Origin of the sequence: Metabacillus endolithicus, from assembly GCF_023078335.1 — a bacterium.
Taxonomy (GTDB): Bacteria; Bacillota; Bacilli; order Bacillales; family Bacillaceae; genus Metabacillus; species Metabacillus endolithicus.
In genome coordinates this window covers 2,143,510-2,159,084 of record NZ_CP095550.1, presented here as the reverse complement: position 1 = coordinate 2,159,084, position 15,575 = coordinate 2,143,510, and the positions used below count along the sequence as shown (strand labels likewise).

General features: G+C 37.4%; 12 protein-coding genes. 11 read left to right on the top strand and 1 reads right to left on the bottom strand.

Translation table 11 applies throughout. The annotated features are described in order from the left end of the window. Nucleotides 1–194: 194 nt before the first annotated feature. Nucleotides 195–1,085: a helix-turn-helix domain-containing protein gene (locus MVE64_RS11180; protein WP_247346459.1), complete on the bottom strand. Its 891-nt coding sequence runs from the start codon at nt 1,083–1,085 to the stop codon at nt 195–197. A 154-nt stretch (nt 1,086–1,239) separates the two neighbouring features. Between MVE64_RS11180 and yicI the strand changes: the two genes are divergently transcribed. From yicI to MVE64_RS11125, 11 genes are all read left to right on the top strand, one after another. Next, complete coding sequence (yicI, locus tag MVE64_RS11175; RefSeq protein ID WP_247346458.1) at nt 1,240–3,552, top strand: alpha-xylosidase; 2,313 nt, start codon at nt 1,240–1,242, stop codon at nt 3,550–3,552. 60 nt (nt 3,553–3,612) lie between these two features. Continuing rightward, nucleotides 3,613–4,893 carry an ABC transporter substrate-binding protein gene (locus MVE64_RS11170; protein WP_247346457.1) on the top strand — a complete coding sequence of 427 codons (1,281 nt, stop codon included), beginning with the start codon at nt 3,613–3,615 and terminating at the stop codon, nt 4,891–4,893. 73 nt (nt 4,894–4,966) lie between these two features. Beyond that, the gene (locus MVE64_RS11165; protein WP_247346456.1) at nt 4,967–5,830 is read left to right on the top strand and encodes a carbohydrate ABC transporter permease; all 864 of its coding nucleotides are present in this window, start codon (nt 4,967–4,969) and stop codon (nt 5,828–5,830) included. After that, nucleotides 5,827–6,651, top strand: a complete 825-nt coding sequence (locus MVE64_RS11160; protein ID WP_247346455.1) for a carbohydrate ABC transporter permease — start codon at nt 5,827–5,829, stop codon at nt 6,649–6,651. Before MVE64_RS11165 ends, MVE64_RS11160 begins: the two co-directional genes overlap by 4 nt. A 576-nt stretch (nt 6,652–7,227) precedes the next feature. Then, complete coding sequence (locus MVE64_RS11155; protein WP_247346454.1) at nt 7,228–7,953, top strand: phospholipase D-like domain-containing protein; 726 nt, start codon at nt 7,228–7,230, stop codon at nt 7,951–7,953. Nucleotides 7,954–7,973: 20 nt separating this feature from the next. Continuing rightward, a complete protein-coding gene (locus tag MVE64_RS11150) occupies nt 7,974–8,681 on the top strand; it encodes a phospholipase D-like domain-containing protein (RefSeq protein ID WP_247346453.1) in 708 nt (235 codons plus the stop codon). A 283-nt stretch (nt 8,682–8,964) separates the two neighbouring features. Continuing rightward, on the top strand, nt 8,965–10,248 hold the full coding sequence (locus MVE64_RS11145) for an ABC transporter substrate-binding protein (protein WP_247346452.1): 1,284 nt from the start codon (nt 8,965–8,967) through the stop codon (nt 10,246–10,248). A 111-nt stretch (nt 10,249–10,359) separates the two neighbouring features. Further along, entirely contained in the window at nt 10,360–11,250 is an 891-nt protein-coding gene (locus MVE64_RS11140) for a carbohydrate ABC transporter permease (protein ID WP_247346451.1), read from the top strand. A gap of 7 nt (nt 11,251–11,257) precedes the next feature. Beyond that, nucleotides 11,258–12,088, top strand: a complete 831-nt coding sequence (locus tag MVE64_RS11135; RefSeq protein ID WP_247346450.1) for a carbohydrate ABC transporter permease — start codon at nt 11,258–11,260, stop codon at nt 12,086–12,088. Between the two features lie 27 nt (nt 12,089–12,115). Then, on the top strand, nt 12,116–13,876 hold the full coding sequence (locus MVE64_RS11130; RefSeq protein ID WP_247346449.1) for a glycoside hydrolase family 2 protein: 1,761 nt from the start codon (nt 12,116–12,118) through the stop codon (nt 13,874–13,876). A 170-nt stretch (nt 13,877–14,046) separates the two neighbouring features. Then, on the top strand, nt 14,047–15,255 hold the full coding sequence (locus MVE64_RS11125; protein ID WP_247346448.1) for an ROK family transcriptional regulator: 1,209 nt from the start codon (nt 14,047–14,049) through the stop codon (nt 15,253–15,255). Nucleotides 15,256–15,575: the final 320 nt, after the last annotated feature.

The following is a 15,575-nucleotide window of genomic DNA, read 5'->3' as shown; positions in this document are numbered from 1 at the left end:
GCGGGGGTTCCACGGGGACAGGTCCCTCGTCCCAACGACGCTGCCCACGGGACAGGTTCCTCGTCCCAACCAGACATTAATGTAGAAAGCTCATGCGAGAGAAATCTTGCGTGGGCTTTTTTGCTTTCTAGAAAACTCTTTTAAACGGGACAGGGGACCTGTCCCTCCGGCCGCCACCTCCGGCCCCCCACCCCTTAAGAGTGGGACAAGGAACCTGTCCCCTTATACTCCCCTGGCGTACACCCTTTCTGCTTCTTAAACAACCGAATAAAATAACTATGATTCTGAAACCCTACGTCCATGGCGATGTCTAGGATTTTTCGGTCGGATTTTTGTAGTAGAGTGCAGGCTTTGCTGATTCTAATTGTGTTAATGTATTCCATTGGTGTCATACGGACTAGTGATTTGAAAAATCGGCTAAAGTGGCCTTCGCTCATTTGAACTTGTGAGGCTAGGTCCATGACGGTTAGCTTTTGTTTGTAGTTCTGGTCAATATATTGCAAAACTTTCTTTAATAGTTCGGTTTTTGTTAAGTCTTTTTCGGTTACTTCTTCGTTATGAATCCAGGCTTGTTTTCTTAATATATCTGCAAATAATAAAAACAAGTAACCTTTTATTTTAAGTTCATAACTTGCCTCTTTTGTTGAATATGCCTCGATGATATTGACGATTGATTTTAGCATGTTTTTTTCATCAGTTGTGTTAGGTTTGATGATCAGTGAATGAAATAATGAGAAGTTTTTTATAAATTGAATGAAGTTACTTTCAATCAAATCATAACCAAAGCTTCTAATTAAATTGATATGAAAAACAATTGCATGAATTTTGAATGGTTGATCATTACAAGGATATGCACCGTGTAATTGTTCACTTGGAATTAAACAAGCACTACCGGCACTTAAGCGATGCTTTCTTGTACCTATTTGTAAGTTAATTTGACCTTCCTCAACATAAATAAACTCCAACTCAGGATGCCAATGCATATTAATAATGACTTGACCGTCTAAGTAATCAACCATGTATACCCGAAGCGGAAATAATGAATCTCCATGTACTCGATCTTCAAGTAAGTTGTGTTTATTCATTGCTATCACCTTCTAAAAGAATATCAGAATTGTGTTACTTCTTGTTTTAATTGTACAAGAATTTCTTGATTTTTATCAATATAATTATATTTGTAAGTAGGATTAATGACCTACAGTTAAATAAGGAAGAGAAGCTGCAGTTAGGGGTGTTTCGATGAAATTTACAGATGGTTTTTGGCTAACGAGGGAAGGGTTTGAGATCCAACATCCCCGTAATGTAAGAGATCTTGCAATAGATGAGAAAATGGTAACTTTATATGGACCGTGTAAAGATATTCAACGCAGAGGAGATACGTTAAATCTACCGTCACTTACGATTCAACTATCATCTCCACTTGAAAATGTGATAAAAGTGAAAGCCTGGCATCACAAAGGTAGTAAGAATAAAACACCAAACTTTGATGTGAAGGAAGAATTAGTACCGCTAGAGCTTCAGAAAGATGAAAATGGCGCCAGTTTTTCAAGTGGTAATGTAAGCGTAAACATAAACTATCAACCTTTTAAAATCACATTTTCTCAAGGTGATAAAGTGTTAACCTCAATTGACCCTAAGGGAGTTGCCTGGATTACTGGACCTCAAAAAGAGAGCTATATGCGTAGTCAGTTAAACCTTGGAGTTGGGGAGTATATTTATGGACTTGGTGAACGTTTTACTCCGTTTGTGAAAAATGGTCAAACTGTTGACATTTGGAATGAAGATGGCGGAACAAGCTCAGAACAAGCATACAAAAATATCCCGTTTTACATGAGTAATCAAGGATATGGGGTGTTAGTAAATCATCCCGAAAATGTAAGCTTTGAGATTGGATCAGAAGCGGTTTCGAAAACACAGTTTAGCGTAGAAGGCGAAAGTATTGAGTATTACATTATCGGTGGAGCTTCTACTAAAGATGTATTAAGTAACTATACAGAATTAACTGGAAAGCCGGCCCTGCCACCAGCTTGGTCTTATGGATTATGGCTAACAACATCCTTTACAACCGATTATAACGAAGAAACGGTAAACCATTTTATTGATGGAATGGCTGAACGTGATATTCCACTAAGTGTTTTCCATTTTGATTGTTTTTGGATGAAAGAATTTGAGTGGAGTAATTTCGAATGGGATCGGGATGCATTTCCGGAACCTGAAGCAATGTTACAAAGATTAAAAGATAAAGGCTTGCAAATTTGTGTTTGGATTAATCCTTACATTGCCGAAAAATCCAAGCTTTTTGATGAAGCAGCTGAAAAAGGATATTTATTGAAAAAACCAAACGGAGATGTTTGGCAGTGGGATTTATGGCAGGCAGGCATGGGTGTGGTTGATTTTACAAATCCAGCTGCATGTGACTGGTACTGCTCAAAATTAAAAGCACTCCTTGATATGGGTGTTGACTGCTTTAAAACAGATTTTGGTGAGAGAATTCCAACGAATGTTGTGTATCATGATGGCTCAGATCCACATCGTATGCATAATTATTACGCTTATCTTTACAATAAAGTTGTTTTTGATTTATTAGAGCAAGAAAAAGGGAAGCAAGAGGCCGTTGTTTTTGCAAGATCTGCCTCAGTGGGTGGTCAAAAGTTCCCGGTACACTGGGGTGGCGATTGTAACGCAACATATGAATCAATGGCCGAAAGCTTACGTGGAGGGTTATCACTAGCATTATCAGGATTTGGATATTGGAGTCATGATATTGGTGGTTTTGAAAATACCGCGACACCTGATTTATTTAAGCGCTGGACGGCTTTCGGATTATTATCAACACATAGTCGTTTGCATGGTAGCTCATCGTACCGGGTACCGTGGTTATTTGATGAAGAAGCGGTTGAGGTTACGAAGTATTTTTCAAAACTTAAAAATCGTTTAATGCCTTACTTATATGGTGCATCTGTTGAAAACAACAAATCAGGAGTACCTGTTTTACGACCAATGGTATTGGAGTTCCCTGAGGATCAGAATGCCCACGTACTTGATCGACAGTATATGTTGGGAAGCAGCCTGTTGGTAGCTCCAATTATGAATGAACAAGGCAATGGCTCTTGTTACTTACCACAAGGTAAATGGACACATTACTTAACAAAAGAAGTAGTGGATGGTGGGGTTTGGATAAAAGAAAACTATGATTATCTGAGTCTACCATTATATATAAGAGAAAATACAATCTTACCAATTGGTCAGGAAAGCAATCGTCCGGACTATGAGTTTACTGATTCTGTAACTTTTGAAATTTATCAGCTACAAAATGGTCAGAGTGCTTCTGCATTTGTTACAGACTTAAATGGCAACAAAAAGGGTGAGATACAAGCTGTAGAACAGGATAACAAAATTTTCATTGAAACAAGCATGGAAGGCCTTACGTATTCAATTCTCCTTACAAACTATGAATCTATTTCTTCTGTTTCAGCTGGAGAAATTGAAACAAGTTCCAATGGCGTGAAAATCAATCTTCAAGGATCACAAAAGCTAGAAATTATTCTGTAGTAAACATTGAGAGTGGTTTAACGATCACTCTCCATTAAAAATTTGGGGGTAATGTAAGCTATGAAAAAGAATGTGATTAAAGGATTAGGTACAGCTCTTTTATTATCTGGATTATTAGTTGGATGTTCGTCAAATAGCAGCGGTGGAGATGGCGGCGGAAAGGTTGTTGTTGATGTTTTTAACATTAAAGTAGAAACAAAAGACCAACTAGAAGCCATGATTGAAAAATATGAAAGTGAAAATGAAAACGTAGACATTAACTTAACAACAGTAGGCGGAGGACAGGATGCAGCATCAGCTCTACAAGCGAAATTCTCTTCAAATGAAGAGCCAGCGATCTTTTTATTAGGTGGATTATCAGATGCAGAAAAATATCAAAAATATCTTTTAGATGTGTCTGATATGGAATCCGCTAAAACGGCCATTGATGGAACGTTACAAGGCTCAACGATTGACGGGACTCCGTATGGTATACCGTTAAATATTGAGGGCTTTGGTTGGATGATTAATAAAGAAATATTTACATCTGCTGGAGTAGATCCTGCTTCTATTGCTAGTTATGATGATTTTGTTAAAGCGGTCGAGACAATTGATAGTAAAAAAGAAGAGCTTGGCTTAGAAGCTGTATTTGGCTTTAGTGGAAAAGAAGATTGGGTAACAAGTCAGTTTTCAAATCATTTTACAGCTCCTGAATTTGATAATGATTTAAATGTTGCTTATGAATCAACTGAACTTACTTACAAATACGGTGATCGTATGAAAGAGTATACAGATTTAATTAATCAATATAATGTTCAGCCTATCTTATCACTTGATTATAGTACGAGTGTAGAAGAGCTATTCATTAATGATAAAGTTGCCATCATTCACCAAGGAAACTGGATTGTTCCTTCACTAGATAGTATTGATCCAACGTTTTCACAAGAAAAACTAGGGATTTTACCGCTATATGTTTCGGGTGATGATGAAGGATTTATTAGTGCCGGACCTTCTTGGTTCTGGGGTATTAATAAAGAAAAAGATGAAGAAGTTGTAGAAACTTCAAAGGACTTTATTGACTGGATGTACACATCTGATTATGGAAAACAACAAATCGTAGAAGAGTTTAAATACATTCCGGCACATGATGGATATGATATCGAAAGTATTACTGACCCTGTATCGAAAGAAGTTTACCAAATGCTACTAGATGAGAAAGCAAGAGTTTGGGCACATAACCAACATCCAAACGGTTTCGGTTCAACAGCCTTTTTCCCAGAATATCAAAAATATTTAAATGGAGATATTTCATGGGATGAATTTACAGCAACAACAAGCTCTAAGTTTACAGAAATGCGCTAATTTCTAATACTGAGTGGAGGTTTAGATGTTGATCTGCCTCCATTCACTATTTTTCTTAAGGGATGTGAGCAAGATGAAAATGAGGAATAGTACCTATTGGATCTTTTTGGCACCATGTTTATTGGCATTAGCAATGGTTTTAATTCTTCCCTTTTTCCAAGGTGTTTATTATTCGTTTACAGAATATAACGGATTTGAAGTAACTGAATTTGTCGGCTTGGACAATTATATTAAACTATTTCAAGATGACCAATTTCTTTATAGCCTCTTATTCACTGGTGGGTTTTCCGTTGCTTCTGTTATTGGAATCAATATCATAGGGTTACTTTTAGCTTTATTTGTTACACAAAAGATGGGGAAATTTAATACTGTTTTCCGAACAATCTTTTTTATGCCGAACTTAATTGGCGGTATTATTCTCGGTTTTATTTGGCAGTTTATTTTCCTAAAAGCATTTGAAGGAATCGCTGACTTAACTGGATTGGATTTCTTTAAAGGCTGGTTAGCGGATACGGAAACCGGTTTTTGGGGATTAGTGATTCTATTTATTTGGCAAATGAGTGGCTATATCATGATTATTTACATTTCGTTTTTAAATAATATCCCAGATGAATTAATTGAAGCCTCAACGATTGATGGGGCAAATGTTTGGCAAAGATTCTGGAAAATTAAGTTTCCGTTGTTGGCACCAGCATTTACGGTTAGTTTATTTTTATCATTATCAAATGCATTTAAAGTGTATGATCAAAACATGGCGCTAACAGCTGGGGGACCATTCAGTTCGACACAAATGGCAACGATGAATATTTACGACAGTGCCTTTAAAGTGCAAGAAATGGGCTATGCACAAGCAAAAGCGATTATCTTTTTACTGATTATTACTGTCATATCAGTCATTCAATTATATATGACAAGAAAAAGGGAGACTGACTTATGATTGCACAAAACAAAGCTAAAACATATGGATTCATTTTGCTTGGGCTTGTCCTGTCGATCTTCTGGTTTTATCCATTTTACTTAGTCATTGTGAACTCGTTTAAAACAAAATCCGAGATTTTCGTCAACACTCTCGGATTTCCTACAAAAGCAACTTTTGAAAATTACCCAGAGGCCTTTGCTGCGTTAGAATTTATTCAAAGCTTTTTCAATTCACTTGTGATTACAACGTTAAGTATCGTTTTAATTTGTATTTGTACATCAATGGCTGCATATGCGCTATCACGTAGAAAAGGAAAGATGAGTTCAGCCATATACTTCATCTTTGCGATTTGTATGCTGATACCGTTCCAATCAATCATGATTCCGCTAATATCTATATTTGGTGCCATAGATATGTTAAATCGAGCAGGACTAATGGTCATGTATTTAGGATTAGGCTCGAGTCTCGCCGTCTTTTTATACTTTGGTGCACTAAGAGGAATACCACAAGCACTAGATGAAGCTGCCATTATCGATGGTTGTAATAGATTCCAAGTCTACCGTTATATCATTCTACCAATGCTAAAACCAACAACAGTCACAGTTATTGTGTTAAATGCCATCTGGTTTTGGAATGATTATCTATTACCATCTTTAGTTATCAACAAAGACGGAATGTACACCATTCCATTAAAAATGTTCTACTTCTTTGGCGAATACTCAAAACAATGGCATCTAGCCCTAGCCGCATTAGTCATTGCGATTATCCCGATTATTGTAGTCTATATGTTTCTGCAGAAATATATTATTAAAGGCATTTCGGATGGGGCGGTTAAGTAAGTGCCATGGGGAAAGTGCTAGGGGGACAGGTTCCTCGTCCCAACCAGAAGTTGATGAAGAAAGCTCATGCGAGAGAAATCTTGCGTGGGCTTTTTTACTTTCTAAAAAACCCTTTTGAAATGGGACAGGGAACCTGTCCCTACGCACTCGGACAGAGGGACAGGTTCTTTGTCCCAATCACTTAACGTTTTCTATTTTTATATTTAACTCTCTCAACCAACTCAACGTAAGAATGTAATAAAACAAGAGGCCAAAAAAAGATGGTTAAAATCGCCTTGAATTTAGTAATACCTCTATATCTATAAAGCGAAAGGACTAACCCAATCATCATATAAATCAGTAACTCCATTAGCATGATGATCCTCCTCCTTTTTAAGCATTATATTCAACAGTTGGTTAGTTTGTTATGGAAATTAAAAATAGGAAGTAAAAAAATGGTGAGAGGAGAAAGGAAATTGTGAAAGTTTCGATACTGCAGTAATTTAGACAAGCAAGCACTACAATTGTATTTCTGTTCCGAGGATTCCTTTATCCCAAAAACGGGTATAGAAAGAAAAAACAATGCGAGGAATCCATATGAGCAAAAAGCGAAAAGTTATCATAATTGGCGTTATGATCACCATCCTAACATCCATCATGATTTATCACAGAGTTAAACCCCTTCCACCCGGCATATCCTACCAAGGTACAATACATACAATTCCCCAACAAGATGTTGAGTTTTTATATGACCTCACCTATCAAAAGGAAGGAGAAGAAGTGCATGATCACTCCATTTTCAAGGAAGTATTTAAAACCATTGAACAAGCCGAGCATTTTCTGATTCTTGATCTTTTCCTTGTGAATGGCTATACGGACAACAAACGACCATACCCAAAGCTTAGTGCAAAATTAATGAAATCTATTAAAAAACAAAAAGTGAAGCACCCTGATCTAAAAGTCATTTTTATTACAGATGAAATTAACACAACATATGGCTCACACGAAGCACAGCAAATTGATCCACTGAAGAACAGCGGGGTAGAAATAGTATATACAGATTTAGACAAACTACGTGACCCTAATCTGATCTATTCAGGTATTTGGAGAGCAACACTTAAATGGTTTGGACAAGCTGGATATGGCTGGCTCCCAAATCCAATGGAAAGCTCCGCACCAAATGTAACCGCTCGTTCTTATTTGAAATTATTGAACGTCAAGGCAAACCATCGGAAAGTGGTGATCTCAGAGGATGCTGAACCATTCTATCTGCGAATCCTCATGATGCTAGTGGATTTCATTCGAATATTGCCTTTAAAGTAAAAGGGAAGATCCTTAAGGATATGGTAAAAGCGGAAAAATCAATTGCTGAATTTTCAGATGGTAATGTAAAGGCATTTCCTACAGAGGCAGATTTAGATCAGAATATACAGCCTACAACTTCAGATGAAGAATTAGCAGTAAAGGCTCAGATTCTTACAGAAGGCAAGGTCCAGGATCATGTTGTTCAAGCCATTAAAAAGGCAAAAAAAGAAGATGAAATTTGGATCGGCATGTTTTACTTGGCAGATCGAGATATCATCACTAGCATAGAGGAGGCAGCTAAGCGTGGTGTGAAAATAAACATCGTTCTAGATCCTAACCAAAATGCCTTTGGACAAGAAAAAATTGGTTTACCGAATCTACCTATTGCTGCAGAGTTGCAGAATTTTGACTATGAAAATATTAAAATCCGTTGGTATGCCACGAATAAAGAGCAATATCACACGAAGCTCATCTACATAAAGAGCCAACAGAAATCGATCGTTATAGGAGGCTCGACTAATTATACCTCTCGTAATCTTGATGACTATAATTTAGAAGAAAGTATAAAAATCGTAGCGCCAACAAAAAGTGAATTTACAAAGGAAGTTGATCGTTATTTCGAGAGAATTTGGAGCAATGAAGATGGCACTTACACGGTGGAGTATGAAAAGTACCAGAACAGTCTAACTGTATTTAAATATGTGATGTACATTGTGCAAAAGGTTTTTCAAATGACAACTTATTAGGGACAAGGGGGTCCTGGGACGGAGGGTCGTCCTCGTCCCACATAACGCTGCAGAAGAAGGCTCATGTCGGAGAAATCTCGCGTGGGCTTTTTAGTTCTGCTTAACCCGTAAGAAGAGGGACAAGGTGCCTGTCCCTCTGTCCCGAAATGTAACCGTTGACAATCTGAAAACAAGGAATTATTATATACACTATAAAGTAAATTAATTTAACTAACTTACTTTATGTCACATTTGTAACCGCTTGCTTCTAAGCGGGGAAATTATCTAATTAGGGGGTAAGGGAATGAAAAAGAAAAAATGGTTAGGCATTGCGCTATCAACTTTCTTAACTGTTGGTGCTCTTGCTGGTTGTGCTGGGGGTAATGAAGATGCAAGCAGCAGCTCAGATGGTGGGGGAGATAGTGGAGCAACTAAGATTACATATTGGGCTCCTTTTTCTGGAGCAGATGGCCCGCGAATGAAGACAATTGTAGAAAATTATAATGAATCACAAACTGACTATAAAGTAGATTTACAGATTGTTCCACAAGATGAATACTATAAAACTGTTGATCTAGCATTTGCCGATCAAAAGAATACACCTGATGTGATGATTGTTCATACAGATCAGCTTACGAACTACGCAGAGAAAAATCTTTTAAAAGATCTAACAGATACGATTGCTAATACAGGTGTAAAAGCTGAAGATTATTCTGAAACAGCTTGGCAAGCAGGTACTGTTGATGATAAACAATATTCGATTCCACTTGATATTCATCCATTAATTCTTTATTACAACAAAGATATGTTTGAAGCGGCTGGCTTGGATCCTGAAAATCCACCAACAAATCGAGAAGAATTTGTAGAGGCATCTAAAAAGCTTACAGACAAATCGAAAAATCAATATGGATTTGTTGTTCCAACTTTATGGCCGAATCAGTTTATTTATCCAACTGTTTTCTTCCAAAATGGTGGAGAGTTAATGAAAGATGGTAAACCAAATTACAACAGTCCAGAAGGTGTTGAAGCTTTAACATTCCTAAGAGATTTAGTAACAAAAGAAAAAGTTTCTCCGGAAAATGTTCAACAAGACGGGGAAGTAACACTTTTCTTACAAGGCAAAAATGCGATGCAGTTAAATGGTCCTTGGATGATGGAGCAATGGGATAAAGCTGGTATCAACTACGGAGTAGCACCAGTGCCTCAATTAGGAACGAAGCAACAAGCAGTATATGCAAATGGACATAACTTTGTGATTCCTGCAGCAGTTGAAGATGAGAAAGTGTTAGAGGGAGTATCCGATTTCTTAAAATTCGTTGCAGAAAACACAATGGAGTGGGCGAAATCAGGTCAGGCTCCAGTGTCTAAAGCGATTTACTTAGAAAGTGAAGAATTCCAAAACATGACGCAACAGCCTCAAGTAGCTAAAGAATTTGAATATGCGAAGTTTGCTCCACGAGTAGCGAACTGGGGACAGCTTTCTGAACCATTATGGGCAGAAGTGAATCTAGCATTATTAGGGAAAAAAGATCCCCAAAAAGCATTAGATGATGCAACAGAAAAGGCTTCTCAAATTCTAAATAAATAATCAGTGAGTGGAACGGGCAGGTATTCTTTTACCGCACCTGCTCGTTTTCTTCTAATTAGTTTAGGACGTTCTTTCATTAAATGTCCTAACTGATGAAAGGGGGAAATTCAAATGTATAAAAACACAATGAAATCAAAAATAACCTCAAGTTTATTTGTCCTTCCGTATCTAGTCCTTTTTATTACATTTCTTTTTATTCCAATTTTGTATGGAGCTTGGATGAGTTTTCATGAATGGGATTTATTAAATCCTGAGCATACATTTGTAGGATTAGAGAATTATATGAAAATTTTTGATTCCTCTTCCTATATTAACAACATCTTCTTTGAGGGACTTTTCAATACGTTTCAATTCGTGATTTATAGTGTGCCTTTGTTAATTATTGTTGGTCTTGGCTTGGCGCTTCTTATTACAAACTTACCGAGAAAACTCTCAGGGCTGTTTCGAACGGTTTATTTTATTCCATATTCAGTATCGGTTTCTGTTGTAGCGATTATTTGGTTATGGCTTTTAGATACGAACAGTGGACTGATTAACCAGTATCTGATGAAGCTTAATTTACCGATCATTCCATGGTTAACGGATCTTCCTTGGGCATGGATTTCCATTGTTGTAGCAACGCTTTGGTGGACGATCGGCTTTAACATGGTGATTTTTATTAATGCGTTAAATGAGGTTTCTGAGGATTTATATGAAGCCAGCTCTTTAGATGGTGCAAATCGATGGCAGAGATTTATTCATATTACGTTACCTAGTATCAAGCCAACTATGGTGTTCGTTGTGATCACATCTACGATCGCTTCATTTAATGTGTATGGTCAGCCTTACTTAATGACAAGAGGTGGCCCTGGTACGGAAACGAAAGTGCTGTTAATGAATATCGTTGATGAAGCCTTTAATCAAAGACAATTAGGAAATGCAGCAGCGATGTCATTGATGATGGCACTTATTATGATTGTGATTTCAGTCGTCCAATTAAAAATATCGGATCGAAAGGAGTAGAGCTGAAATGGAGAGTAAAGGATTTAAGACAATTCTTGTGATTTTGGCGGTTATCATTGCCTTGATCTTTATTACACCTGTCTTTTGGATGTTATCTACTTCTTTCAAAAGTGATCAAGAAGCCTTTACAGCAGGGATAAAATGGTTGCCACAGGTTTTTACAGCAGAAAATTATCAATACATATTTGCCAATGATGGAGATACGCCGGTCTTGAAATGGATGACAAATTCGTTATTCGTTGGTATAGCAGGAACCCTACTCGTGTTATTTGTAGACACACTTGCAGCATATGGATTGGCTCGTTTAGATGTACCGTTTAAAAAGACGTTAACTAGTATTTTTATAGGTTCATTGACGATTCCTTGGGTGATCACATTTCTTCCATTATATATGGAATTTCGAACGTTCGGTCTTCTGGACACGTACGCCGTATTAATTTTACCTTACTCAGCCAATGCCTTTGGAGTTTTTCTTCTTTACCAATATTTTAGAAGTTTTCCAAAGGAATTGGAGGAAGCTGCCTATCTTGATGGAGCGAACAAATGGCAGGTGTTTTTGAAGGTGGTACTTCCTTCTGCTCGTCCTGTGATTTGGACTCTAGCAATCTTTACTTTTATGACGATTTACAATGATTTCTTATGGCCATTAGTGACAACAAGCTCTCCAGAGATGAGAACGATCACAATGGGAATAGCCGTTATGCAGCAAGGTAGCTTTGTATCGTCACCTGCAAAATTAATGGCTTTAACTTCGATTGCAACAATACCAGCTGTACTTTTATTTATTATTGGTCAGCGTTCATTTATTAAAGGTGTTACACAAACAGGGATAAAATAGTAACGAATTTAGGAAGGATTGAAAAATATGTCTATACCGCGTAACGACTATCCAAGACCACAATTTGTCCGTAAAGAATGGGTGAATTTAAACGGAAAATGGGACTTTGCTTTTGATGACAGGAACGAGGGGCTAAAAAAGAAATGGTATCATTCTTTTCCTGTAGAACAACAGATTAATGTGCCTTTTGCTTTTCAAACAGAGCTAAGTGGAATTAACGATAAGAGCTTTCATGATGTAGTTTGGTATCAACGAAAGCTAGCAGTTCCTGAAGGTTGGAGTAATAAAGAAATCCTTCTTCATTTTGGTGCTGTTGATTATCGTTCATGGGTTTATATAAATGGCAATCTAGCAACCTTTCATGAAGGAGGCAATACTCCGTTTTCCGTTAATATTACTCATTTATTAAATTGGGATAATGAAGATACTGTTACGGTTCGTGTTGAAGATCCTTCAAAGGATGTCACAATTCCTAGGGGAAAACAATATTGGCATGAAAAATCAGAGTCGATTTTCTACACGAGAACTTCAGGGATTTGGCAAACGGTATGGATGGAGCCGATCGAGAAGTCCTCACTAAGCTCGATTCGCTGGACTCCTGAAATTGATCGCGGCGATATTGAACTTGAGTTTGAGATTGATGGAGAAAATGTAAGCAATCTCTCATTATCTATTGATATTACTTTTAATGGAGAAAAAATCATCTCTGATCAGACGAATATGCTAGAGATTTATAACAAAAGAAGCTATAACATCCGAAATCGTTTTACAGATAGAAGTAATATTCATGGCTCAGGATGGTATTGGTCACCTGAAAATCCAAATTTATTTGATGTCACCCTCACTTTAAGAAAAGGTGAAAAAATTGTAGATCAAGTAGACTCGTATTTTGGAATGAGAAAGGTATCTATTGAAAATGGCATTTTCATGCTGAATAATATGCCTTACTATCAAAAGCTTGTGTTAGATCAAGGTTACTTTCCAGGAGGTTTATTAACAGCACCTTCTGAAGATGCACTTAAAAAGGACATCGAGTTGGCGAAGGAAATGGGTTTTAATGGAGCGCGAAAGCATCAAAAAGTCGAGGATCCACGCTATCTATACTGGGCTGATAAACTAGGTTTCTTAGTGTGGGGAGAAATGGCCAACGCTTCCGAATATAGTGAAGAAGCGGCCCGCCGATTAGCAACAGAATGGTTTGAAGTGATTAAAAGAGACTATAATCATCCATCGATCATTGTCTGGCTTCCATTAAATGAAAGCTGGGGCATTTCTCGAGTGGCTCATGCTAAACAACAGCAAGCACATGCCACATCAATGTATTGGAACACAAAGTCTGTTGACCAAACAAGGCCAGTTCTTTCAAATGACGGCTGGGAGCACACAATCTCTGATATTTGTGGAATCCATAATTATAGGAATGAAGAAGAATTAAAGCAGGCCTATAAAGATGTTGAAAGTGCCATCTCAACAACTCCAGCAAACCGTGTGATTTATGCGAATGGATTTTCCTACAATCATGAACCAATTCTGATTACAGAGTACGGCGGGATTGCCTATCAAGTTGACAATACTGAAGGCTGGGGCTACTCATCCGTTAGAAATGAAGAAGATTTTGTTTTAGAGTACAAAAAACATACGGAGGCATTAATGAATAGCCGAATTATCCAGGGGTTTTGCTATACTCAATTAACAGATGTTGAGCAGGAGATTAATGGCTTGTTAACATACGATCGTGTCCCAAAATGTGATTTGAAAAAAATAAAAGAAATAAATGATCAGAAATAGGTTTAAAAAAATCCTTGTGTTCTTTTCGAGCATAAGGATTTTTTACTGTCACTTTAGGTAGGATATTTATCACAACCCTTAAATGGTTTATAATGAAATCAAATTAATTAAATAATTTAACTTTTTTAATATATTGTTACGGTAGATATACAAAATAGAGGTGTAGGGGCATGATATATAGTCTTAACATAGGAAGCTTCGAAGGGATGAAATCGCAAAATCAATCAACCATCCTGAATTTAATCCGACTAAAAGAACCAATTTCAAGAGCGGAAATCGCAAAGTTAACCAAGTTAACAAAACCAACCGTTGGTGCTCTAGTAAGTGAGTTGGCAGAAAGAAATTTAATTACAGAGGAAAAATCAGATACAGCAGTAGCGGGTGGTAGAAAGCCAATCATGTTACGAATCAACTATTCAGCCTACTACGTTGTTGGTGTCTATGCTGCCGCCGAAGTTATCCGCGTCATTTTAACAACAATGGATGGAAAAATGGTTTTTGATTATAAAAAAGATATAACAGAGTTGCCTTCAAAAGAAGAGTTTATTGAAATGATAAAGTCTAGTATCTCTTATGTAATGGAAGAAACAAATGTAGAAAAAAACCTGATTCTTGGCATTGGTTTTGCTATGCACGGATTAGTTGACCCTGAAAACGGAATCGCTATTTTTTCACCACATTTACACTTAGAAGATATTCACCTTAAAGAAATTCTAGAAAAAGAATACTCCATACCAGTGATCGTAGAAAATGATGTAAGAGCGTTAGCCATCGGAGAAAGCTGGTTCGGTCAAGGACAAGAAATCTCAGACTTTATTTGTATCAGTGTTGGCCGAGGAATTGGTTCGGGAATTGTTATTAATAACGAGATCTATAAAAGCTCGTTTAACACAGCAGGAGAAATCGGGCACACCATCGTCAATATCAATGGACCGCGCTGTCAATGTGGAAACCATGGATGCTTAGAGGCGTACGCTTCAGAAATTGCTATTATAGATCGAGCGAAGAGGAAGCTTCAGGAAAAGAAAGATTCCGTTATGACAGAAACTGAACTTTCAATTCCTGTTATATTCCGCGCAGCCAAAGAAGGCGACGAACTTGCGAAAAAGATCCTTGTAGATTCAGGTGAATCATTAGGGATAGCAACAGCAAACTTGATTAATATATTGAAACCGACAAAAATTATTTTAGAGGGTAGTATTTTTGAAGAAGGAGATATCCTATTATCCCGAGTAAGAGATATGGTCCAAAAATACACCATTAGAAGCTCAAAGGAAGAAGTTTCAATTGTTTGCTCAGAATTAGGAAAAAAAGGGATGGTATTAGGAGCAGTTGCGCTGGTGCTGCGGGAGATGTTTAAGGTTGGTGGGTTGCAGTAGGGGTTACAGTAGGGACAGGTTCCTTGTCCCACTTTCGGAGGTTGGTCGAGGTTGGGCAGAGGTTGGCTGGGCCGAGGGGACAGGCACCTCGGCCAGCTCTCGTCTTTTCATACAATAATAATATGATGATGAAGAAAGCTCATTCGAGAGATAAGAGATATCTTGTGTGGGCTTTTTGCCTGCTAGAACTTGAAAGGTGCAAATTTTGTCGGAAAGTGTCTAATCGGAGATAAATTCTCAGAATCGAAGATAAATCCAGAATAATCGAAGATAAATCTCTATTTATCGTAGATAAAATGCTAAGAATCGAAGATAAACCT

What these genes read in the sequence shown, in the direction of transcription:
- MVE64_RS11180 (WP_247346459.1), bottom strand. Translation starts at nt 1,085, where the DNA reads ATGAATAAACACAACTTACTTGAAGATCGAGTACATGGAGATTCATTA.
- MVE64_RS11130 (WP_247346449.1), top strand. Translation starts at nt 12,116, where the DNA reads ATGTCTATACCGCGTAACGACTATCCAAGACCACAATTTGTCCGTAAA.
- MVE64_RS11155 (WP_247346454.1), top strand. Translation starts at nt 7,228, where the DNA reads ATGAGCAAAAAGCGAAAAGTTATCATAATTGGCGTTATGATCACCATC.
- MVE64_RS11145 (WP_247346452.1), top strand. Translation starts at nt 8,965, where the DNA reads ATGAAAAAGAAAAAATGGTTAGGCATTGCGCTATCAACTTTCTTAACT.
- MVE64_RS11150 (WP_247346453.1), top strand. Translation starts at nt 7,974, where the DNA reads ATGGTAAAAGCGGAAAAATCAATTGCTGAATTTTCAGATGGTAATGTA.
- MVE64_RS11140 (WP_247346451.1), top strand. Translation starts at nt 10,360, where the DNA reads ATGTATAAAAACACAATGAAATCAAAAATAACCTCAAGTTTATTTGTC.
- MVE64_RS11165 (WP_247346456.1), top strand. Translation starts at nt 4,967, where the DNA reads ATGAAAATGAGGAATAGTACCTATTGGATCTTTTTGGCACCATGTTTA.
- MVE64_RS11125 (WP_247346448.1), top strand. Translation starts at nt 14,047, where the DNA reads ATGATATATAGTCTTAACATAGGAAGCTTCGAAGGGATGAAATCGCAA.
- yicI (WP_247346458.1), top strand. Translation starts at nt 1,240, where the DNA reads ATGAAATTTACAGATGGTTTTTGGCTAACGAGGGAAGGGTTTGAGATC.
- MVE64_RS11170 (WP_247346457.1), top strand. Translation starts at nt 3,613, where the DNA reads ATGAAAAAGAATGTGATTAAAGGATTAGGTACAGCTCTTTTATTATCT.
- MVE64_RS11135 (WP_247346450.1), top strand. Translation starts at nt 11,258, where the DNA reads ATGGAGAGTAAAGGATTTAAGACAATTCTTGTGATTTTGGCGGTTATC.
- MVE64_RS11160 (WP_247346455.1), top strand. Translation starts at nt 5,827, where the DNA reads ATGATTGCACAAAACAAAGCTAAAACATATGGATTCATTTTGCTTGGG.